This is a genomic window from Enterococcus sp. AZ120, from assembly GCF_050546165.1.
In the GTDB taxonomy this organism is placed as follows: Bacteria; Bacillota; Bacilli; order Lactobacillales; family Enterococcaceae; genus Enterococcus; species Enterococcus faecalis.
Genome location: NZ_CP172950.1, coordinates 2285921 through 2308756 on the forward strand (window position 1 = coordinate 2285921; position 22836 = coordinate 2308756).

The following is a 22836-nucleotide window of genomic DNA, read 5'->3' on the forward strand; positions in this document are numbered from 1 at the left end:
TTTTTTTAATGCACAACAAAAAAACAGAGAATTTTTCTCTGCTTTTTTGGTTATTTTTTAGAATCTTTTTCTGATTCCTTTACAATATAAATTGGTCGTTTTTTCGTTTCTAAGAAAATTTTGCCGATATATTTGCCAATAATTCCTAAACATAATAGTTGCAAACCACCTACAAAAAGTACAATACAAACCATTGAAGGCCAGCCGCTTGTTGGATCACCATTAACTAATGTTCGAAAGATAATCACTAACATTGCTAGTGCAGAACCAATACACGAAAAGGCGCCAACGTATGAAGCAATATTCAATGGTGTTTCTGAAAAATTGACAATCCCGTCAATTGAATAACTTAATAGACTCCAGAAAGACCAAGAGGTTTCTCCAGCAATTCGTTCTCGATTTTTAAATTCAATATATTCTGTTTTAAAGCCGACCCAACTAAAAATCCCTTTTGAAAAACGATTATACTCAGATAACTCTAAAATCGCATCGACCATTTGTCGGGTCATGACACGGAAGTCACGGGCACCATCCACCATTTCCGTCTCAGCAATTCGATTAATGAGTTTATAGAACATCCGTGCAAAAAAGCTACGAATGGGCGGTTCGCCGTCTCTTGTTATGCGTCGTGTGCCAACACAATCTAAATCTGCACTGGTTTCAATCATCTCAATCATTTGAGGTAATAACTCAGGCGGGTCTTGTAAATCAACGTCCATGACTGTCACTAAGTCACCTGTTGCTTCTTTTAAACCAGCGTATAAGCCTGCTTCTTTCCCAAAATTTCGTGAAAAAGAAAGATAACGGACCTTCTCTGGATGTTCGCGATAAAGCTGTCTTAAAACAGCTAACGTCTTATCTTTTGAGCCATCATTCACAAATATATATTCTACTGAATGAGACAGTTGCTGGCTAATTTTTTCTACTTCTTCAAAAAACAGCGGAATCGCTGCTTCCTCATTATAACAAGGGACAACAATTGATAACATTTTATTTCCTCCACACTTCAGTTAATTATCATTATACCATATAATAGCCTTATTAAATAACGATATCCAACTAAAAATAACTTAAATAGAAAGAACCTGAGAAAAAATCCAAAACGATTTTTTCTCAGGCTGACTAGCGGTTAAACGAAAGCAACAGAAATAGTCCTACGCACTACTTCAGCCTCTTTTGTTTAGCACTAAAATTATTTTGTTAAATCTTCTTGGTTTGCTTCAAATTGATAACGCGGTTCATCATTCTTTTCATCATAATCAACAATCAAATCATACCCTTTAAAGAACCAATCATCTGTTTCTTCAATAAAATAGGTAATCCCATCTAGGTTCTCTTTAATCATTGGCTCATCTGGCGCTTCTACAGACATCGCAATGGAAAAACCATCATGAACAGGTGTTTTTCCGTAAATTTTTCCGAAAAAACGAATGCCTGTCTCAGGCTGAACCCCGGTTTCTTCTTTAAACCATTGTTGGGCTTTCGGTGTCACTTCTAATTTCATTCTTTGTTCCTCCTTCACATCTCTGTCGCCATTTATTGTAGCACAGCGCAGTGCTTTTAGAGAATAAAGTGCTTAGCCATTCATTTTTTCATCTAATAAATCAACGTCTGCGGTATCACCGATAACTAATAAATTGTCGTTTTCTCGAACAATTTCAGAAGCATCTGGCGAAGCAATTACTTCTGTTTTCGAGCGGCGAATCGCTACCACAGTTAAACCAAATCGTTGACGGAAATTTAATTCTGCTAAGGTTTTATTGTAAAATTTAGGATTGGTGACCCGAACCTCAGCTAATGAAAATTCGCTAGATAATTCAATATAATCTAAAATATTGCGTGAAACAAGTTTGTGAGCAATTCGAATGCCCATATCCCGCTCTGGGTGAACGACCATGTCTGCCCCAATTTTATCTAAGACACGGGCATGATATTCATTGACCGCTTTGGCTAAGACATTGGGAACCCCCATCTCTTTAACCATTAGTGTCACTAAAATACTCGCTTGAATATCTTCACCAATTGCCACCACTACGTGATCAAAATTCCGAATTCCTAAAGAACGCAACGTCATTTCATCTTGGGCGTTAGCCACCACTGCATGCGTTGCAATATTCATATATTCATTGACACGGTCTTCACTGCTGTCAATGGCCAAAACTTCTTGACCAGCTTCCACCAAAGTTTGGCATATGCTGCCGCCAAAACGTCCTAAACCAATAATTGCAAAATTTTGTTTCATTTCTTCTGACCGCTCCTGTCTGTTCGTTAAAATTAGTATAACAAATCCATAAATAAATTCCTAGAAGGATTTCCTAGAATTTATTTATGGATTTATCTGATATTTATTTGGCTAAACCATGTTGAAAAGCATAAATCGCCGCTTGGGTCCGATCATCCACATCTAGTTTTGCTAAAATGTTTGAAACATGTGTTTTAACTGTTTTCAAAGTGATAAAGAGTTCATCAGCAATTTCCTGATTACTTTTACCTTGTGCAATCAACATTAAAATTTCGTGTTCCCGGTTTGTCAAATCTTCGTGCAACACCGGCTCTTGTTTTTTTGTTAACCGTTCCATCATCTTATGCGTCACTTCAGGTTCCAACACACGCTCTCCGCGATAAGTCGCCCGAATTGCATCAGCAATCTCATGTGCTGTTGATGTTTTTAATAGGTAGCCCGCTGCACCAGCTTCAATCGCCGGATACACTTTTTCATCATCAATAAAACTCGTCACAATAATAATCTTGGCTTCTGGCCAATCTTTCAAGATCGCTTTGGTTGAATCAATGCCATCCATTTCTTCCATTACCAAATCCATCAAAATAACATCTGGACGTAGTTCCAATGCTTTTTCATAGCCAATCTTACCGTTTTCTGCTTCGCCTACGACTTCTATATCCTCTTGAATAGATAAATATGATGAAACGCCTAAACGGACCATTTCATGGTCATCCACTAGCATTACTTTGATCACTTGCAGTTTCCTCCTTTATGACAGGAACTTTAATTTCAACGCTGGTTCCCTGCCCTTTAAAACTAATAATTTTAACTGTACCGCCCATGCCGACAACACGTTCTCGGATATTATTTAAGCCATAACTACCGGCTTTATTACTTTGTTCCTTCATATCAAAGCCGACACCATCATCAACAATACGCAATAACACGTTTTTATCGACTTGGTGTAAGTATACCTCTAATTCCTTTGCTTTGGCATGTCTTAAGGTATTTGAAAGTAATTCCTGCACAATTCGGAAAAGATGATCCTCAATGCTGCTATTTAAATGAACATCTTCAACATCCCAAATCAATTCAATTTTAATTTTTGTTTGTAGTTCTTTCAGTAATTGTTCAATACCTTTACGCAAACTTTTTCCTTCTAGACTGATAGGACGCAAGTGCAATAGTAACGCGCGCATTTCCGATTGGGAGGCGTTAATGATTTCTGCCACCATGGCTAGTTGTTTACGATATGGTTCCGGGGTTTCTGTTCGTTGTGCTTGTTCATTTAAGGCAGACAACATCATCATGGCTGCAAAAAGTTGTTGACTGACTGAATCATGCAACTCCCGCGCCAAACGATGCCGCTCGTTCTCTAAAATTTCTTCTTTTGTTTGCCCATCCATTAATTGCGGTCGACTGTTTAATAATTGCAATTCTTTAGACATCTCTAATAATTTATTTTTAATCGACCAAATATCTTGTTCGACTTCGGTTAGATAATGGTCTTGATTTTCACTGGTCGTTGGTTTGTTTAAGACTGGACTTTCATAATTACCATTGGCCAATAACCGAAGTTTTTCTTCAATCCGTCCATATTGCCCTTTTTGAACCAATGAAATCAGTAAAAAGGTCAATAAGCCTATTAGTAAGGATATGAGAACAATGTGCACAATTAGTGGTAAATAAAAGACTTTTCTCTGAAGAAGCTCTAATAACCACCGGTTTTGTTTAATCGAATGAAAATATGAAAACAATGTAATTAAGATAACAATAAAGGTGCTAAGGGACGCATATAATGAAATCATGCGTCTTGAAATCCGATCGGTCATACACGGATCACCTCAACATCTCCTACTAAAGTGTTCGTCATAATTTTCAAACGACGAAGATTGGTATCATAATCATTGCTGTAAATTTTTAATGATTCGTTTTTCAATTGATATTTTTCTTCTTCAAAACGTACCGTTCCGTAAAAAGTTGAATGTTCTAACAAAATAGCTACACCTAACGGCACTAGAATTCGCGTGCGGCCAAAACCTTTACGAATAATAATAATATTGTCTTCTTTCGGTAGTAGCGTATTACCTAAATCAATAATGGTGTCCCCAGAGATTAAATCAATATTGATATCGTCCCATTCATAGATATTGTTACCAATGCGTTCGTTGGCAAACCAGCGGCGTTTAAATCGTTTGCCATTTTTAGGTTCTTTTGCCGCCGTCTCCACCATAATCATTTGTTTTTTTCGCCAAGGTGCTCGCTCAGCTATATCCACGCCTGAAATCTCAAAGCCTTTTAAGCCGATAAAGAGTACGCCAAAAATCAACATAAACCAAACAGCCGTGCTGTTCATTGCACCAATGACAATAAAAACAACGCCGAGGACGAATTGAAAGTTGTTAAAATGTGTTTTAGATGCTTTCCTGGAAACGTAGGCCACAAGTAAAACGCCAATTGTTAATAAAACAGCTAATCCAGGATTATGTACAATTTGCCATAACGCCAGAATAAAAAGTAATGCTTCTGCGACGATAAAAAAGCGCCAAGGGTTATTCATAGATTTGCCTCCTCCCTCTGTCATTTATTTTACTCGTTTATTTTATTTAATCATAGTGGTTTGCGCCTCAGGTTACCATAGGACTTTAGCCCTAAATGTCCTAGATTGCGAAAGGACAGGCCTTGGAAGCTGCCTGCCCTACTCAATTATTTAGTTTGCTTCAACTTTTGTAATTTTAACTGTCATGTCGCCACCAGGTGTTGCAATAATCACTTGGTCGCCTAATTGTTTACCAATTAAGGCTTGCGCAATCGGTGAATCGTTAGAAATTTTACCAGAAAATGGATCGGCTTCGGCACTTCCTACGATTGTGTATTCCTCTTCTTCTCCATCAGGCAATTCTTGGAAAGTAACTGTTTTACCGATGGAAACTTCGTCTTGGTCCACGCCATCATTATCGATGATTTCTGCAAAACGAATCATATTTTCTAACGTTGTAATACGTCCTTCAACGAAAGCTTGTTCATCTTTAGCTGATTCATACTCTGAGTTCTCTGAAAGATCCCCAAAGCTACGAGCGATTTTAATACGCTCTACGATTTCTTTACGTTTAATTGTTTTTAATTCTTCTAGCTCTTGTTCTAATTTTTCTTTTCCTTCAAGAGTCATTGGATATACTTTTTCTACCATGTTAATTCTCCTTTTTCGCTTAACGATACGTAGTTCTTGGTTGGTTATTGAAAAAAATTCCGCTTTCAATCCACAAAAGAGTACCACGCTTTTTCTAAATTGTAAATATAATTATTGAATTTTTGTGATTTTGCTAAATTTTATTTATATAAATTTCTAGTTGCTACTCTTTCCCTCTGTTAAACAGATTACTTTTTGAGTATCTAAAAGCTTGGTGAATCATACAAAATTGATTCACCAAGCTCTTTTATGTTTTCATTTTATTCACTACTTGAATTATTGACATACTGATCTACTAATACTTGATGTTCTTCATATGTTTTTGAGAAGTATACTTTTCCTGTAGAAATATCTGCTACAAAGTATAAATAGTCACTTGGTGTCGGATTCAAGACTGCTTTAATTGACTCCTCACTTGGGCTATCTAATGGTCCTGGTCCATAACCAGTATTTTTATACAAGTTATAAGACGAGTCCACTTCCAAGTCAGCATACGTTACAGTTTCTTTGTGTTCTCCTAGAGCATACAAAATAGAAATATCTGATTGGATCGGCATATCGGCAGCCAAGCGGTTAAAGAATACTTGCGCAATTTGTTTGCGGTCTGCTTCTTTGACTCCTTCTTTTTCAACCAATGAAGCTAACGTCAAGACTTGCTGATTGGTTAAATTCTTTGCATGAATTGTCGGCGTATATTGTTCCATTACTGTGTTCATTTTAGCAATCATTTGTTCGACAAATTCAGGAAGTGTTGCTTTTTTGTAGTAATCATAAGTTGCCGGGAATAAATAGCCTTCTAAGCGATAACGAACACCTTCTGCGGTTGCAGCACTTTCAAGTAAATCAGGATACTTAGCCTTCATTTGATTGAAGAAGTCTTCGTTTTTCATTAATGCAATGAAATCTGCTTTCTTGAAATCCGTATTTTTTTCAATGGCTTCGCCAATTTTATCTATATCGTAGCCTTCAGGAATCGTTACTTTGCCATCTGCGATTTTAGTTGGTTCTGGCGTGCCTCCTTCTTTTAGCATTTCACCAATTTCATCGAGTGTCATGCTTGGAGACATTTGATAATAGCCCGCTTGAAAATCTGTTAAGTTTTTAAATTTTACGTAGTAGTTAAAAACCATTCCGCTTTTAATGACGTTGCTTTCTTCTAAAACCGCAGCAATTTGCTTATTAGAAGATCCTTCTGGGATATGCACTTGAACAAGCTTCTTATTGTTCTTGTCTAGTGGCTGTAGCCCAGCATCTACATATTTATAAAAAGTAAACCCAAAGATTGCCATCATTAAAACCAATACAGAAACTACAATTAACACGATACGACCGACTAAACGATCTTCTTTTTTACGTGTTTGTTTTTTTGTATTTGTTGGCTTTTCGTCTGTTTCAATCGGGGTTGGCTCTTCGACTGTCTGTGTCGTCTTGTCTTTCCCACGTCTTCGAGCAGCTCTAGAACCTGCACGTGTTTGTGTTGTGCGGCTCGCTGTTTCTTGTGATTCATCAGATGAAGGTTGGGGAGACCTATCATTTTTTTCAGAGGAATCAGGTTGATCGCCATCATTTCTACCTTTTAAAGACCCAGTTACTTGATCTCTAAGCGAAGATTTGGGATCTTGGTTATTTTGGTTATCATTAGCCAAAACTAACCCTCCTTACTATTCTATCGTTTATGACTGAAACTATTATACATGAAACCTCTTTAAAATTAAATGTTTTTAATAAAAAGACCGTCATTCCCCGATAAAAAATTCATCATTGACAACGTTTAAAGCCTATGATGGCGCTTTTCTATTGAAACGATAATAAATCTTAAAATCCTCCTAAATTTATCGGAAATCCATTTTCTATTAAGGATTTTGTAGCAAAATAGCACCTAAGTCTTTAGGCGATTGTACTAGGAATGTCGCTCCCGCCTCTTGTAATTCTGTTTCTTCACCAAATCCATACAAGACACCTATACTATCTAAGCCATTTTGTTGAGCACCAAGAATGTCATGATTACGATCACCAACCATGATAATTGCTTCTTTGGTTGGGTCTAATTGAGCTTCCGTTAATGCATACTGAATCACATCTGCTTTTTTAGAACGATGACCATCCATGCTCGCTCCATAGATGCCTGTAAAATAACGATCTAAATCAAAATGAGTAATAATCTTTTTAGCAAATTCTTCTGGCTTGGAAGTCGCAATGTATAACTTTGCTCCCGCTTCCTTTAACCTTGTTAGTACCTCTGGGATCCCTGGATACACATGGTTTTCAAACATACCTTTTCTCTGATAATACGCTCGATAATGACCCACGGCTTGTTGCGCTGCTTCAGCTGAAGGTGCCATGTGCAAAAACGACTCATATAAAGGCGGCCCTATGAAAGAACGTAACGTCTCCTCGCTAGGAGCTGGCCAGCCTAATTGTTCTGTTGCATATAAAATAGAACGCATAATGCCGCTACCAGAATCCGTAATTGTGCCATCTAAATCAAATAAAATCGTTTGATACATCTTCACTTCACTACTTTCTAGCATTTTTTGTCTAATTGATTCTTCAAAATAAGATACGCAAAAGAAGCACATTTTTCAGCGCTTCTCTGCCTTTTTATTTATTTTGCTGTAAACGAATCTGGTTTTTTATCTGATTGCTGCATTTCATAGGCAATGGCTTCAACGATTCGGCGGCTAGCTTGACCATCCCCATACGGATTTTGTGCATGCGCCATCGCGTGGTAAGCATCAGAATCAGTCAATAATGTTTTCGCCTCTTGATAGACTACTTGTTCGTCTGTACCAACCAATTTCAATGTTCCTGCCGCTACGCCTTCTGGACGTTCCGTTGTATCTCGTAAAACTAAAACTGGCACACCTAAGGAAGGAGCTTCTTCTTGCACACCGCCAGAATCAGTTAAAATTAAAGCACTTTTCGCTGCAAAATTTTGAAAATCTTTGACATCCAATGGTTCAATTAAATGCACACGAGCTAATTCACCTAAGTGTTCCGCTACTATTTCACGGACTTTGGGATTTTTGTGCATAGGGAAAATGACTTCAATTTCTGGATGTTCCATTACAAGTCGACGAACAGCTTTAAACACATTTGCCATTGGCAGGCCTAAATTTTCACGACGATGCATTGTAATTAGCACGATGCGTTGGTCTGTAGGGATTTTTCCCAATAAATCATTTTGATAGTGGGCATCAACGGTGTACGCCATCGCGTCAATCGCTGTATTGCCAGTTATATAAATATGTTCTTCTGGATGATTTTCTTTGATTAAATTGTCCTTACTTTGAGTGGTTGGGGCAAAATAAATATCCGTTAACACATCTACCAGTTGACGATTCATTTCTTCCGGAAACGGAGAATATTTTTGCCAGGTCCGTAATCCTGCTTCCACATGTCCCACCGGAATCTGTTGATAAAAAGCAGCCAATGCAGCCGCAAATGACGTGGTTGTATCGCCATGAACCAAGACAATATCCGGCTGTTCTGTCACAAGAACCTCAGTTAATAAATTCAAAACACGACTTGTAATATCTGTTAAGGTTTGCCCATCTTTCATGATATTTAAATCATGATTCGGTGTAATTTGAAAATCTTCTAACACTTGATCCAACATTTGGCGATGTTGCGCTGTTACGACTACTACAGAGTCAAATCCTTGACTTTGCTCTTCTAAAACTTTGATTAAAGGGGCCATTTTGATTGCTTCTGGTCGTGTTCCAAAAACCGTCATTACTTTAATTTTCTTCATCATTTTCCTCCTAATTCTATGTTAGTTTCGGGTATTTTTGTTGGCGAAATTCTTCTGCTCGTTGAACATAATGTAAGGCGTTCATATGATTACTGGCTATTTCTGCTGCCGTTAACGGACGGATAACCTTAGCTGGTCGACCAAATGCTAAAACATTTGGCGGGATAATTTTGCCTTCTGTCACTAAAGAGCCCGCACCAATCAGGCTGTTTTCTCCAATAATAGCGTTATTTAGAATCGTTGAACCCATGCCAATCAAAGCACCATCACCGATTTTACAACCGTGTAACATGCATTGATGGCCCACCGTTACATACTTGCCTACAATTGTCGGGGCATCTTCATCAACATGAATAATCGTGCCATCTTGAATATTACTACCTTCACCAATGGTAATTGTGTTACTGTCACCTCTTAAGACCGACTGAAACCAAATATTACTATCCTTCGCTAGTTGTACGTTTCCATAGACATCTGCACTAGCAGCAATAAAATATTCTTTTTTCAAACGCTGTCACCTCTTTTCATTAAGTATAGACAAGAATTCCTCACTTTCATAGTAAAAAAGACAAGAAAAGAGCGTGGGACAAAAATCACTTTGGATTTTTGCTCCACGCTCAAAAACTGATAAACGGCGGGAACAAAAGCAACTCCTTCGGAAATAAGCCGGAATTCTCCAAAAATTACAGAACAATTTTCGGAAATTCCTTCTTATTTCTCGGAGTTAAACGCTTCTGTCCCGACCTCTCTTTATTCCTCATAGTCGCCTTCTTCAGCAAATTGACTATTGTATAGTTTTTCATAGAAGCCACCTTGTTCCAGCAACTCATGATGCGTACCTTTTTCAATGATTTCTCCTTGTTTCATAACAAGAATTAAATCAGCTTCACGAATAGTTGATAGGCGGTGGGCAATAACGAAACTCGTTCGTCCTTCCATGACACGATCCATTGCTTTTTGAATTAAGGCTTCCAAGCGTGTATCGACTGAACTAGTCGCCTCATCTAAAATCAAAATTTTTGGATCAGAAATTACCGCTCGGGCAATGGTCAACAATTGTTTTTGACCAAGGGAAACGTTATCTCCCTCAGAATTGATTTCCATTTCATACCCATCTGGCATTGTCCGAATGAAGTGATCCACATTGGCCGTTTTCGCTGCATCCACAACTTCATAATCCGTGGCATCCAACTTCCCAAAACGAATGTTATCTGCAATGGTACCTTTATACAACCAAGCATCTTGCAATACCATTCCAAATACAGATCGGACATCACTACGGTTCATTTTTTTCGTGTCAATACCATCAATTTTAATGGCGCCTTCTGTTACATCATAAAAACGCATCAGTAAGTTGATTAAGGTTGTTTTCCCAGCGCCAGTTGGTCCCACAATCGCAACCATTTGGCCCGCATCAACTTTAAAGTTCAAATTACGAATTAACGGTTTTTCTGGGTCATAACTAAAGCTGACATTTTCAAATTCAACAGAGCCTAAAATAGGTTCTGGCAAAGGAACATCTTGTTCGTTAAGTTCTTCTTCTGGCTCATCTAGGATTTCAAAAATCCGCATGGTCGAAGCTGAAGCGCTTTGTAAAGCTGCAGACAACTGCGTAATATTCCCCATTGGTTGGCTAATTTGCCAAATATATTGAATAAACGCTTGTAATTGCCCCACTACGATCACACCAGCAACCACATAGTAACTACCAAGGACAGCTACCCCGATATAGGTCCCATAAGCGGTCATCTGAACCAATGGCAACATTAATCCTGAGATAAAGGATGCTTTGAAACCAAAACCATTTAAACGATGATTGACTTGTTTAAAGCCTTCAAGGGTTTCTTTTTCCCGACCATATAGTTTTAAAACACTGAACCCAGTCATATTTTCTTGAACATAACCATTTAAGTCTCCTAAAGAATTTTGCATTCCTTGGAAATATTTCTGGGAGATTTTAACAATTGTTCTTGAAATAATCAGAGACAACGGAATCATAATTACTGAAAAAATCGCCATCAGCGGATTGATTAAGAACATCATCACTACCGCCATCACAATACCTAGGACTGCCGAAACAATATTAATAAAACTTTGTTGCATCGCATTGCTGACAGCATCCACATCGTTCGTCACCCGTGACAAAATATTTCCTTGTTGGTTCTTATCAAAATAAGAAACTGGCAAACGATTGATTTTTTCTTCAATATCTCGACGTAAATCGCGCATGGATTGTTGAACGACATTCGTCATTAAAAAGCCTGACAAAAATTGTGCCACACAATAACCTGTTCCCACAACTAAAATCCAAATTAAACATTGGATTACATAATCAAAATTGATTGATTCACCGGCCGCAATATTACGGCTAATTTCTGTCGTTGGTAATCCAGTCAAATAAGGCAACGCTGCATTAAAGGCCACGGTTAATATTGTAAATAAAATAACTAAATAAAACGTCACTCGGTACGGTTTAATATAGCGACCGATTCGTTTCATAGAAGAAAAGGCGTGTTTCATGCTAATTCCTCCTCTGACAATTGAGAAGCCGCAATATCATAGTAAATTGGACAAGTCTCAAGTAATTCACGATGTGTGCCAATTCCGACCACGTCGCCTTCGTTTAAAACAACAATGCGGTCCGCATGCATAATTGTTCCAACACGTTGTGCCACAATTAAAACAGTGGATTCTGTTGTTTCTTTTTTCAGACGCGCTCGTAAATTTGCATCTGTTTGATAATCTAACGCAGAAAAACTATCATCAAATATATAAATTTCCGGATTGCGAATAATCGCCCGTGCGATAGCTAAACGTTGTTTTTGACCACCAGAAAAGTTCGTGCCACCTTCTGAAAGAGGTTCATCATAGCCTTGCGGTTTTTGTGAAACAAATTCTGTAGCTTGAGCAATGTCAATTGCTCGTTCCATTTCTTCTAACGTCGCATCTTCCTTACCGTAGCGAAGATTATCAGCAATTGTACCAGTAAAAAGTAACGCTTTTTGTGGAATATAGCCAATCTTATTGCGTAATGCACTAAGTTGGTAATCTTTTACGTTCACTCCATCGATTAAAATTTCACCTTCTGATACATCATAAAACCGTGGAATCAATTGAATTAATGTTGATTTTCCACTACCTGTGCTCCCAATAAAGGCCACTGTTTCACCAGGTGACGCCTTAAAACTTACATTGCGGATAACTGGGCTTTCCGCATGTCCAGGATAGGCAAAGGTTACATTTTTAAACTCTAGATAGCCTTTAGTAGCTGTTTCTGTTACGCCTTCTTCTTCACGAATAGCTGGTTCCATGTCTAAGGCTTCTTGAATCCGTGAAGCCGAAACCGCAGCCCGCGGATACATCATAAAGACACTGGCAAATAACATAAACGAGAACAGCGCATGGAAAATATATTCAATAAAAGCAATTAAATTCCCAACTTCTAAATCCCCATGGCTGATTTGAACAGTCCCGCTCCAAATGATTAAGACCATCACAATATTAAATAAGAAAAAGAACCCTGGTTGGGCTGCTGCCATTAAACGAAACAGACTTTTTGAACTTTTAGTGTAAGTTTCATTGACTTTATTAAAACGAGATTCTTCAAATTTTTCATTAACAAATGCGCGTATTACCCGCAATCCAGAAAGATTTTCTCTTAAAATCCCATTGATTCCATCTAAGTTCTTTTGTTGCTTTTTAGATAACGGTTCTGACAAACGAGCAATTCCGACAACTGCTAGCAGCAGAAAAGGCAAGGCACCTAAAACGTACATTCCTAACGACGGACTCGTTCGCATCACCATGTAAAGACTGGCAATAAACATCACTGGCGTCATAAAGCCAAGACGTAAAATATTTCCCATGAAGAGCATAATTTGGTATGCATCATTGGTCGTTCGCGTAATTAAGGAAGAAACCCCAATACTTTCATATTCACTGTGTGAGAAAGTTTGAATCTTTTCAAATAAATCATCACGAATATCACGAACAATGTTTGTTGTAATTCTGGCACCAAAGTACCCTAGCAAAATATTCATTGCGACACCAATAATCGTAATTACAACCATCCAAATCCCTTGCTGATAAATATAGTCCATATCTCTAGGAATAATTCCTTTGTCAATCATTCGTGCTAAAATGGTCGGCAAGCCTAATTCAATCAAAATAAAACCAAACACACAAATAAAATCAGCAAAAAGTAATTTTTTATAACGCATTGTGTAACGCCACATTAACTTCAATTAATCATCTCCTTCTTATCTTACTTTAAATTTTCTAGTACTCCCACTGTATCAAAAAGAAATCGGTAATACAAGCTGTCTGGCTAGAAAAAACAGCCTTTCTCTTTCTATCCTTTCTCTTTTTGATTTTCTAAAAAATAGATAATTTTAATGATTTACTTATACGATTAAAATTGCTACTTCCTTTTGATTGTGCCATAATTGGGAAAAACTGAAAGGACCCTTTGAATGAAAAAATTATTCTTCATTTTTCTCGGTTCCTGTACGTTTGCTTTAGGCACGTTAGGAATCTTTTTGCCGCTTTTACCCACCACTGGTTTTTATTTATTAACGGCCTTTTTTTGGATGCGTAGTTCAGATAAACTTTATAACAAATTTTTAGCTTCTTCTTATTATCAAAAATATATCCAAGAAGCCTTCTTTGAGAAAAAAATTACTCGTAAAGGTAAATGGAAACTATTTATTTCCATGTTTCTTTTATTTGCCATTCCGTGTTTAATTGTCCGAAATACGTTGATGACTACGACTTTAGCGATTGTTTATTTAGCCCACGTGATTGGCTTAAGTTGGTATTGGCGTCCTAAAAAAAAGGCACTCGAACTTGATCAAGAATAAGGCGAAACAAGAAATTTGTTTTTTTTAAAAGTCCAGTGAGTGTTTCTATACTTCCTTATCATTCTATGATAAAATAAGCTTAATTGTTGTTATTCACAACACACGGGACGGTTGAAAAAGAACACATAAAATCAAATACCCAGAATGAAGCAAAGTCGAGGCTTCATTTCATCATTAACAGATGTTTTTGATGAGCATTCTTTTTTAGGTGATCAGCACCTCGTTTTGTTGTGTTTAATTTTCTGTCTTAAAATGAAAAAAACTATAAATTGCTACTATTAGTAGCTGAAGGAGAAATGAATCGATGATTTACAAAGTATACTATCAAGAAACAAAAATCAGAAACCCAAAAAGAGAAGACACAAAATCTCTTTACATGGAAGCCGATAGCGATGTAATCGTGCGCCAATTAGTTGAAGAAAATACCCCATACAATATTGAATACGTTCAATTATTAGACGAAAAACATCTTGCTTACGAGCAAGAACATGCGGACTTCACTCTAACGGAGTTTTAACATGAAAGTAAACATAAAAAATAACGAAACTGGCGTTTTTGCAATCGGTGGTTTAGGCGAAATTGGAAAAAACACATATGGGGTACAATTCCAAGATGAAATTATCATTATTGATGCTGGGATCAAATTCCCAGAAGATGATTTACTTGGGATTGACTACGTGATTCCAGATTATAGCTACATCGTTCAAAATTTGCATAAAGTCAAAGCACTCGTTATTACCCACGGTCATGAAGACCATATTGGTGGCGTTCCTTATCTTTTACGTCAAGCGAATATCCCAATCTATGCGGGACCACTAGCCTTGGCTTTAATTACCAACAAACTAGATGAACATGGTTTATTGCGAGAAGCGGAATTACACGAAATTAATGAAGATACGGTGATTCGTTTTAGAAAAACAGCGATTAGCTTTTTCCGGACGACTCACAGTATTCCTGATGCCTTGGGCGTTGTGGTTAAAACGCCTTCTGGTAACATTGTCGCAACAGGTGACTTTAAGTTTGACTTTACACCCGTTGGTGAGCCAGCCAACTTACACAGAATGGCGAAATTAGGTGAAGAAGGCGTCCTTTGTCTTCTTTCAGACAGTACCAATGCTGAAATACCCACCTTTACAAAATCCGAAAAAACAATTGGGACCTCTATTTTAAAAATCTTTGAAAAAATTGATGGTCGGATTATCTTTGCCAGTTTTGCTTCAAACATTTTCCGTTTACAACAAGCTGCTGATGCAGCCGTGAAAACAGGTCGCAAAATTGCTGTTTTTGGTCGTAGCATGGAAAATGCCATTGTCAATGGCGAACGCTTAGGCTACATCAAAGTGCCAAAAGGAACGTTTGTCGATGCGGCGGAACTGAATCAATTGCCAGCAAATGAAACAATGATTTTATGTACTGGCTCTCAAGGAGAACCTATGGCCGCGCTTAGTCGGATTGCTAACGGTACACATCGCCAAATTAGTATTCAACCAGGCGATACGGTTGTTTTCTCAAGTTCACCAATTCCTGGGAATACGACAAGCGTTAACCGTTTAATCAACTTATTATCTGAAGCCGGTGCAGAAGTTATTCACGGAAAAATCAATAATATCCATACTTCTGGTCACGGTGGACAAGAAGAGCAAAAATTAATGCTTCGTTTGATGAAGCCTAAATATTTCATGCCTGTTCATGGTGAATTTAGAATGTTAAAAATCCATGCTTCGCTCGCTCAAGATACAGGGGTTCCTGAAGAAAATTGCTTTATCATGGGCAACGGCGATGTCTTAGCTTTAACGGCTGATAGCGCACGTCCTGCTGGTCACTTCAACGCTAACGACGTGTACGTTGATGGAAATGGTGTCGGTGATATCGGGAATGTTGTTTTACGGGATCGTCGTATCTTATCTGAAGAAGGTTTAGTTTTAGCGGTAGCAACAGTTGATATTAAAAATAAAGAAATTATGGCTGGTCCAGACATTCTTTCCCGTGGTTTTGTCTACATGCGTGAGTCTGGTGATATGATTCATGAAGGCCAACGTCTTTTATTCAATGCTCTACGTGAAGCAATGAAAGATAAAAACTGTACCGAAGCAAAATTAGGCGAAGCCATGACGACCGCTTTACAGCCTTTCTTGTTTGAACAAACAGAACGTCATCCAATGATTCTACCAATGATTATGACTGCCACAGTTAGTGATCAATAAAGCTCTCATTTAATAGAGAAGAAAAATGCTTGTCCATTTTTCTTCTCTATTTTTTCTAACAAAAAAACACCTAACGCATGTTAGGTGTTTTTGGATTATTTTTTATTAGTTTTTTTCTACGTTAACTGCTTGAGGGCCACGGTCTGAATCTTCAACATCAAAAGTCACTGCTTGACCTTCTTCTAAAGTTTTGAAACCATCACCTTGGATAGCTGAGAAGTGTACGAATACGTCGCTTCCGTCTTCGCGTGAGATAAAACCAAAACCTTTTTCTGCGTTAAACCATTTTACTGTTCCTTGTTCCATTCTTTTGTTCCTCCTCGTGCATTTGCACATAAATAGTCGTAACTTTGCTCGCTTCCAATAGAATATTTAAAAAAATTTAAAAAGTCTACATAATTCCAAACAAGATTACCCTTTCATTTTACACGTGATAAAATATTTTTGCAAGAATTGTCCTCATTCTGAAGCAAAAAAATTCTCTTCTCTCAAACTAATGTATCCGCTATCACCAACAATAATATGATCCAACAATTGAATCCCCATCATTTCGCCACATTCTTCCATTCGTTTGGTAAATTGAATATCTTGTGGAGACGGTGTCGGATTGCCAGATGGATGATTATGAGCTAATAGTATGCGAGCAGAAGAATATTTAACCGCTTCCCGAAAAATTTCGCGTGGATGAGCAATACTTTGATTCAGAGAACCTTTGAAAATCGTTTTCTGTTGGATAATGTCATTCTTGGTATTCAAGTAAATACAAATTAAATGTTCTTGTTGCAGCCCCTTCATCTCTTGGAGTAATCGTTGAGCGACTTGTTGACTGGACGTAACTTTGCCAAATTTGATTTGACTACTTTGATAAATTCGACACCCCAATTCAATGGCCGCACGTAATTCAATGGCTTTCACTTGGCCAATGCCTTTAATAGCCATTAACTCGTTCAACGTGGCTTGCTGCAAATAAGAAAGTTGCTTAAACTGTTTTAACAGCGTTGCGGCAACAGTCATCACGTCTGCTTCTTTTGAGCCAGTACGTAACAGAATCGCCAACAACTCTTGATTCGATAATGCTTTTTCTCCTATCGCTAAGAGCCGTTCTCGTGGTAAACAATCACTCGGCATCTCACGAATAAACAGATCCGATACTTGCATAAAAAAACCTCCTTTGCTAGTCATTAATAAACTACGCAAAGGAGTGTTGTTTTTATTATTTTAAATAATGTGGCGCTTGATGTAAACTCTCCAAGACATGTAATGTTTTCTCTTGGATAACTTCAGTTGGTTGCAATAAATCAGGTACCATGATCACTGGAATGCCCGCACTATGAGCCGCACTTACCCCATGAAATGAGTCTTCGAAAATCAAGGTTTTCGGGGCTTCTGTTCCTAAAAGTTGACGTGCTTTTTGAAAAATTTCTGGGTCCGGTTTTGCTCGTTTAACGTCCTCTGCTGAAACAATTCCTACAAAACGATCCTGAATCCCAGCATGGCTTAATAACATTTCAATTGCTGGACGGACGTTACTTGAAGCAACCAATCGAGGAATTTTTTGATCATCTAAAAAGTCGAGAAATTCCACCACCCCTGGTTTTAAAGGGACGTTACCAGATCGAAACTCTTGCAGGGTATCATCATAAGAACGGCGGATAAATTCTTCCACTGTGTCGTGACCATAGGATGCATAAATACGTCGGTAATTCTCTTGTACTTCTTCATCGGAAATCCCAACATAGTCTAAATAGACTTCTTTACTATATGGTAACCCCATTGCATCTGCTACTTTTTGAGTAGATGTATAGTAAATCAACTCCGTATCAAAAAGCAACCCATCCATATCAAAAATTACGCCATCAAATTTCTTCATCATTTCCTCCTATAGTTAAAAGTAATTCTCTTACTTGAGAAACAAAATATAATGAACCTGTTACTAATAATAAATCATCTGTCGACATTTTTTCTAAAATTTCGCCTAAGCCAAATTGCCATAAAGACACAATTTCTGTTAAATCGTCTTCATATTTTTCCATTTCTGTAAGTGCAATAGCTTTAGGGTAATCAAAGCTAGTTAAGTAAAGATGCGCATTCGGTACTTGCTTTAAGTCCTGAATCATCTCATCTACATCTTTAGTTGCTAAAGCTGAAAATAAAATATGAATCGTGTGTTGTGGAAACTCTTTGCGCAAGTTTTCAACTAAGCGTTTTACTGCATGATCATTGTGGGCACCATCTAAAACAATCAACGGTTCATCACTAAGACGTTCCATTCGAGCTGGCCATTGCGCTTTAGCTAACCCTTGAGTAATGTCTCGTTCTTTAAACGGCAAATGTTGTAGTTGGCAATACTTGTCAAATAATTGAATAGCTACCGCCGCGTTTTCTACTTGGTGACGCCCCAACAAGGGAACTTTAATCTTTGTCAGTTTGCCCATTTCTCCATAGAAATTAAATACTTCCCCCCATTGTGTATCAGGATGTAGATATTCCACTTGATACTCTTTGCCAAAACGAAAAATTGGACTCTGTTTTTCTTGTGCGACTTTTTCAATGACTGCTAGCGCATCAGCACAAATGTTGCCTGTTACTACTGGGACTTTTTCTTTAATAATACCCGCTTTTTGATAGGCAATTTCAGCAATTGTTTCACCTAAAATTTCTGTGTGATCCTTCCCAATTGTCGTAATTCCCGTCAATAATGGCTTCACGACATTGGTGCTATCAAGTAATCCACCTAAGCCAACTTCAACAACGGCGATATCCACTTGTTCATTCACGAAATAGTCCAAGGCCATTCCTGTCAATGTTTCGAATTCTGTAATTCCAGCCACTTCAGTGATCTGGTCTAATTCTTTAATGATTGGTTGATACTTTTCCACATAGGTAATCAATTGTTCGTCTGAAATTGGTTGACCATTTATCGCAATTCTTTCATTAAATGATTCAATATAAGGAGAGGTAAAGGTTCCGACTTTCAAGCCCATTTCTTCTAATAGACAGCGTAAATATGTCACGGTTGAGCCTTTACCATTGGTTCCTGCGATATGAATCGTTGGCACTTTGTTTTCTGGATGATCAATTTTTTCTAATAACGCATTAATCCGATCCAAACCAGGTCTTGAACCAAAGGGTAACCGGCTATGAATCCATTCAATGGCTTCTTCTATTGTTAATTGCATCTTGTCCAACTCCTTGTCTTCTTCTACATTATAACTAAGTTAGGTGACTTTTTCACTAATAACCAATTGAAACTTTTTCTTGAAAACTTTTTGCATTTTTCATAATTTTGCGTTATTAGCGGATACATTAATGAACTTATGGTAAACTAACATTCTGGATGGTTCATTCCAGCCAGCCAATTAAAAACTATTTTTAGAGCTTTCAACACGCTTATTCATGATTTTTTTATAAAGGTGGACTTATTTTGATGAAAAACAAATCGAAGCTTTTATGGTTAGGAAGTTTTTTCTTGCCGTTTTTACTTCTATTGCTTGTATGGATGACATTACAACTTGCGCCTTTTGGTGACAACAACTTATTAGTTAGTGATTTAGGCACACAATACATGCCTTTCTTGAGTTTTTTAAAACGCTCTTTTCACGAGGGAATAACTACATTCTACTCTTTTTCCAATGAGATTGGTGAGTCGATTGTTCCTTTGGCAGCCTATTACTTACTGAGCCCTTTTAATGTGTTGGCTTTCTTTTTTCCTTATGAACAATTACCTATAGCAATTTTATGGATTATTACCTTAAAACTTGCCTTGATGGGCACGACGATGTTTAGCTATTTAAAATACACCTATCAAAAAGTTGATGGCACCACGTTACTTTTTTCAACGTCCTATAGTTTCTGTGGCTTTGTCACCGTCTATAGCCAAAACTTTATGTGGTTGGATGCACTGATTCTATTCCCGCTTATCTTATTGGGACTCCAACGTTTATGGGATCAACGCAAATGGGGCTTATACAGTATAACCCTGTTTTTAGCGATTGTGACGAATTACTACACGGGTTATATGATTTGTCTCTTTGCTGTTTTGTACAGTATCTATTGGTTCTTTAAAAAGAATACCCAAGCCCATGCTATTCGGCAATTTTTTAAACAAAGTCCGTTATTCATCCTCGTTTCTTTTTTAACAGGAACTGCAACTAGCTTTTTATTATTACCTGCAGCAGAAGGGATGCTCTATACAAAAAAAGCAGATTTTGATGTCTCGACGTTCTTTTTAACGCCTAAGTTCAACACTTCGTTTTTCTCGCAATTAGGCTTAGGTTCTATTAATTATGAGTTGCGTTTAGACCATTTACCAACCGTTTTTGCTGGATTATTTGTGACACTCCTCTGTGTTGCCTATTTTCAAACGAAACAAATTGCGTTAAAAGAAAGAATAGCTTCAGCAATTCTTTTATTCATTCTCTTTTTAAGCTTTTGGTTAGAAGCCTTTAATACTGTCTGGCACATGTTTCAAAGCCCAGCTGGTTTCCCTTACCGAAATGTCTTTATTTTTAGCTTTTTATTGATTGTCTTTGCCTATGAAGTTTGGCTTAAAAAAGTGACCATTCCTTGGACCGCACCTATTATTTTTAGTCTGCTGTTAGTCATTGGCTACGGATCTTTGTATTATGGTCCACAAAAGAATCTCTTAATTTCGATCAATTATTTATGGCTAAGTTTATTTTTTATTTGGTTGATTTTCTTTTGCTTGCGTTTAGCACACAAAAAGGCCTTAAGAAACTATGTAGTCGTGGCTTTATTCTTACTGGTCAGCACAGAATTAACAACGAATTTCTGGATTTCTTTTAAACATATGCCCTTTGGTAGCCAAGCAACATTTGCCCAAGATTACCGAAAACACAGCCAATTAATCGATGAAAAAATGGCCTCAGCACCAGAACTTTATCGCATGAAACAAGTCATTCCTTCCAAAGAAACAGGGTTCCGTGAAATCAATAACGGCTACAATAATCCTTTACTTTATGGCTATGCTGGCGTTTCTAGCTATACTTCGACTTTAACTGCCACTACCCAAGACACATTAAGTGCGCTAGGTTTATATCGAAAAAATGATCGCCGGATTGCCTATGTGGATAATTCACAACTAACCAATTTACTTTTAAATGTGAAATATGACTTTTTACCAATTGAAAAACCTACGAGTGAAAAATTGCTAAAAACAGTTGGTTCCACGAAAATCATGGAAAATGATGAAGCGATTGGTATGGGCTTTTTGGCGCCAACCGCATTAACCAAGTTAAAATTAGCAAAAAATAATCCTTTAGATGCCCAAGAAGAACTCCTGCAAACGCTCGTGCCGACTGATAAACCTTACTTTAAAACAGCTTCGTTGATAAATGAACCTCATCATACCAATGAAACAATTGAAGCAACCTTTAAAGTGAATAGCACTGGCGACTTGCATCTTTATATTCCGAATTTAAAATGGAAAAAAGTTACACAATTGAAGGTAAACCAACAAGTTATCTCGACGCCGATTTATATTGCAACCAATCAACTGTTCAATTTAGGGCATTTTGAAAAAGGAACTACCGTGACCCTGTCACTAACTGCTGAACAAGTGGTTGATTTAACTAATTGGCAACTTCAAACTTTAGACCAAACAGCCTTTAATCGTGCGGTTGACAAATTACGCCAACAAGCTCTTCACGTGAATGCAACTAAAAAAGGCCATTTAAATGGCGCACTGAATGTACCTGGAAATGACACTCAGTTACTGTATACGTCCATTCCTTATGACCAAGATTGGCAAGTCAAATCGTCGCTACAAAAAGAACCCTTAAAAACACAACGCATTCTAGGTGGCTTTTTAGCTGTTGAAGTCCCAGCTGGCAAACAGCAGTTAACCTTTGCCTATCATCCAAGAATGATTTATCTCGGCACTGCCGTCAGCGGAACGATTTTACTGGGAACGGCTGGTTATCTTGGCTTTAAAAAATACCGTCGAAAACGTCAGGAGGCCACTCATGACTAATCAGAAAAAATTTTTAAATGGACTCATTCGGTGGTTACCCCTAGTTGGACTGGTGCTTTTCTTCGGCTTAATTTTATGGGGATATTCCAGAGGAATTTTTCATTCTGTTGCTTCCTTGCAAGCTTTTATTAAACAGTTTGGTAACTATGCGGTTCTGTGTTTTATTCTTTTACAAATCGTCCAAGTGATTATTCCTATTCTACCTGGAGGAATCTCTTCTGTTGCAGGAATGTTGATGTTTGGCAATTTGCAAGGACTTTTGTATAGCTATCTTGGATTGATTATTGGTGAGTTTATTGGCTTTTTACTGGTTCGTTACTATGGACGTAGCTTTGTAAAAATAATCCTTTCACCCAATAAATACAAAAAATTTGAAGAGATTTTAGACAAAAATGAACACAATGTCAAAAAGCTCTTAATCTTTACTATGTTAGTCCCCTTCGCTCCAGATGATATTGTTTGTTTAGTGGCGGGAATTACAGATATTTCTTTAAAAGAATTCATGAAAATTGTTCTTTTATTGAAATTCTGGTCTGTGGCTACTTACAGCTACTTAATGTTGTATTTGTTTCAATTATTTGGCAAATTATAACAAAAAGACAACAAAACCAAC

The 22836-nt window shown here is 37.5% G+C and carries 22 protein-coding genes; 5 read left to right on the forward strand and 17 right to left on the reverse strand.

All coding sequences use genetic code 11. The features are described from left to right. Window positions 1-50: 50 nt before the first annotated feature. The 13 genes from IGJ46_RS10975 to efrA all read right to left on the reverse strand — a co-directional run bounded on the left by IGJ46_RS10975 (window position 51) and on the right by efrA (window position 13412). Complete coding sequence (locus IGJ46_RS10975) at window positions 51-989, reverse strand: glycosyltransferase family 2 protein (protein ID WP_002365181.1); 939 nt, start codon at window positions 987-989, stop codon at window positions 51-53. A gap of 203 nt (window positions 990-1192) precedes the next feature. Next, a complete protein-coding gene (locus IGJ46_RS10980; protein ID WP_002355140.1) occupies window positions 1193-1522 on the reverse strand; it encodes a HesB/YadR/YfhF family protein in 330 nt (109 codons plus the stop codon). Between the two features lie 54 nt (window positions 1523-1576). Beyond that, a complete protein-coding gene (locus IGJ46_RS10985) occupies window positions 1577-2242 on the reverse strand; it encodes a potassium channel family protein (protein ID WP_002355139.1) in 666 nt (221 codons plus the stop codon). 103 nt (window positions 2243-2345) lie between these two features. Then, window positions 2346-2978, reverse strand: a complete 633-nt coding sequence (locus IGJ46_RS10990) for a response regulator (RefSeq protein WP_002355137.1) — start codon at window positions 2976-2978, stop codon at window positions 2346-2348. Next, window positions 2953-4056, reverse strand: coding sequence for a sensor histidine kinase (locus IGJ46_RS10995; RefSeq protein ID WP_010712799.1), 1104 nt, complete (start codon window positions 4054-4056; stop codon window positions 2953-2955). Before IGJ46_RS10995 ends, IGJ46_RS10990 begins: the two co-directional genes overlap by 26 nt. Further along, window positions 4053-4784: a cell wall-active antibiotics response protein LiaF gene (liaF, locus tag IGJ46_RS11000; RefSeq protein WP_002381168.1), complete on the reverse strand. Its 732-nt coding sequence runs from the start codon at window positions 4782-4784 to the stop codon at window positions 4053-4055. Before liaF ends, IGJ46_RS10995 begins: the two co-directional genes overlap by 4 nt. Before the next feature lie 150 nt (window positions 4785-4934). Then, window positions 4935-5414: a transcription elongation factor GreA gene (greA, locus tag IGJ46_RS11005; RefSeq protein WP_002355133.1), complete on the reverse strand. Its 480-nt coding sequence runs from the start codon at window positions 5412-5414 to the stop codon at window positions 4935-4937. 260 nt (window positions 5415-5674) lie between these two features. Next, a complete protein-coding gene (gene mltG / locus IGJ46_RS11010; protein WP_002375722.1) occupies window positions 5675-7060 on the reverse strand; it encodes an endolytic transglycosylase MltG in 1386 nt (461 codons plus the stop codon). A gap of 207 nt (window positions 7061-7267) precedes the next feature. Continuing rightward, window positions 7268-7945 (reverse strand): HAD family hydrolase, encoded by a 678-nt coding sequence (locus tag IGJ46_RS11015; RefSeq protein WP_218391581.1) that lies wholly within the window; start codon window positions 7943-7945, stop codon window positions 7268-7270. A 74-nt stretch (window positions 7946-8019) separates the two neighbouring features. After that, window positions 8020-9171, reverse strand: coding sequence for a non-hydrolyzing UDP-N-acetylglucosamine 2-epimerase (gene wecB, locus IGJ46_RS11020; RefSeq protein ID WP_305733582.1), 1152 nt, complete (start codon window positions 9169-9171; stop codon window positions 8020-8022). A 13-nt stretch (window positions 9172-9184) separates the two neighbouring features. Then, the gene (locus IGJ46_RS11025) at window positions 9185-9676 is read right to left on the reverse strand and encodes a gamma carbonic anhydrase family protein (RefSeq protein WP_002368322.1); all 492 of its coding nucleotides are present in this window, start codon (window positions 9674-9676) and stop codon (window positions 9185-9187) included. Between the two features lie 242 nt (window positions 9677-9918). Continuing rightward, window positions 9919-11688: a multidrug efflux ABC transporter subunit EfrB gene (efrB, locus tag IGJ46_RS11030; protein ID WP_002365186.1), complete on the reverse strand. Its 1770-nt coding sequence runs from the start codon at window positions 11686-11688 to the stop codon at window positions 9919-9921. After that, entirely contained in the window at window positions 11685-13412 is a 1728-nt protein-coding gene (efrA, locus tag IGJ46_RS11035; RefSeq protein WP_010710228.1) for a multidrug efflux ABC transporter subunit EfrA, read from the reverse strand. The genes efrB and efrA overlap by 4 nt, the downstream gene beginning before the upstream one ends. Before the next feature lie 228 nt (window positions 13413-13640). Here efrA and IGJ46_RS11040 point away from each other — a divergent pair, with 228 nt between their 5' ends. The 3 genes from IGJ46_RS11040 (at window position 13641) to rnjA (ending at window position 16231) form a co-directional block, all read left to right on the forward strand. After that, window positions 13641-14027 carry a YbaN family protein gene (locus IGJ46_RS11040; protein ID WP_002355126.1) on the forward strand — a complete coding sequence of 129 codons (387 nt, stop codon included), beginning with the start codon at window positions 13641-13643 and terminating at the stop codon, window positions 14025-14027. A gap of 304 nt (window positions 14028-14331) precedes the next feature. After that, window positions 14332-14544 (forward strand): DNA-directed RNA polymerase subunit epsilon, encoded by a 213-nt coding sequence (locus IGJ46_RS11045; RefSeq protein ID WP_002355123.1) that lies wholly within the window; start codon window positions 14332-14334, stop codon window positions 14542-14544. 1 nt (window position 14545) lies between these two features. Next, window positions 14546-16231: a ribonuclease J1 gene (rnjA, locus tag IGJ46_RS11050; protein WP_002355122.1), complete on the forward strand. Its 1686-nt coding sequence runs from the start codon at window positions 14546-14548 to the stop codon at window positions 16229-16231. Window positions 16232-16336: 105 nt separating this feature from the next. On the opposite strand, the gene IGJ46_RS11055 is transcribed toward rnjA, so the two are convergent. From IGJ46_RS11055 to IGJ46_RS11070, 4 genes are all read right to left on the reverse strand, one after another. Then, a complete protein-coding gene (locus IGJ46_RS11055; protein WP_002355121.1) occupies window positions 16337-16537 on the reverse strand; it encodes a cold-shock protein in 201 nt (66 codons plus the stop codon). Window positions 16538-16690: 153 nt separating this feature from the next. Continuing rightward, a complete protein-coding gene (radC, locus tag IGJ46_RS11060) occupies window positions 16691-17389 on the reverse strand; it encodes a RadC family protein (protein ID WP_002365188.1) in 699 nt (232 codons plus the stop codon). Between the two features lie 55 nt (window positions 17390-17444). Then, window positions 17445-18104 (reverse strand): HAD family hydrolase, encoded by a 660-nt coding sequence (locus IGJ46_RS11065; RefSeq protein ID WP_002385286.1) that lies wholly within the window; start codon window positions 18102-18104, stop codon window positions 17445-17447. Beyond that, window positions 18088-19410 carry a bifunctional folylpolyglutamate synthase/dihydrofolate synthase gene (locus IGJ46_RS11070; RefSeq protein ID WP_002355117.1) on the reverse strand — a complete coding sequence of 441 codons (1323 nt, stop codon included), beginning with the start codon at window positions 19408-19410 and terminating at the stop codon, window positions 18088-18090. The genes IGJ46_RS11065 and IGJ46_RS11070 overlap by 17 nt, the downstream gene beginning before the upstream one ends. A gap of 248 nt (window positions 19411-19658) precedes the next feature. On the opposite strand from IGJ46_RS11070, the gene IGJ46_RS11075 reads away from it, so the two are divergent. Next, on the forward strand, window positions 19659-22223 hold the full coding sequence (locus tag IGJ46_RS11075) for a YfhO family protein (protein WP_430613821.1): 2565 nt from the start codon (window positions 19659-19661) through the stop codon (window positions 22221-22223). Further along, window positions 22216-22815 carry a TVP38/TMEM64 family protein gene (locus IGJ46_RS11080; RefSeq protein WP_002355114.1) on the forward strand — a complete coding sequence of 200 codons (600 nt, stop codon included), beginning with the start codon at window positions 22216-22218 and terminating at the stop codon, window positions 22813-22815. Before IGJ46_RS11075 ends, IGJ46_RS11080 begins: the two co-directional genes overlap by 8 nt. Window positions 22816-22836: the final 21 nt, after the last annotated feature.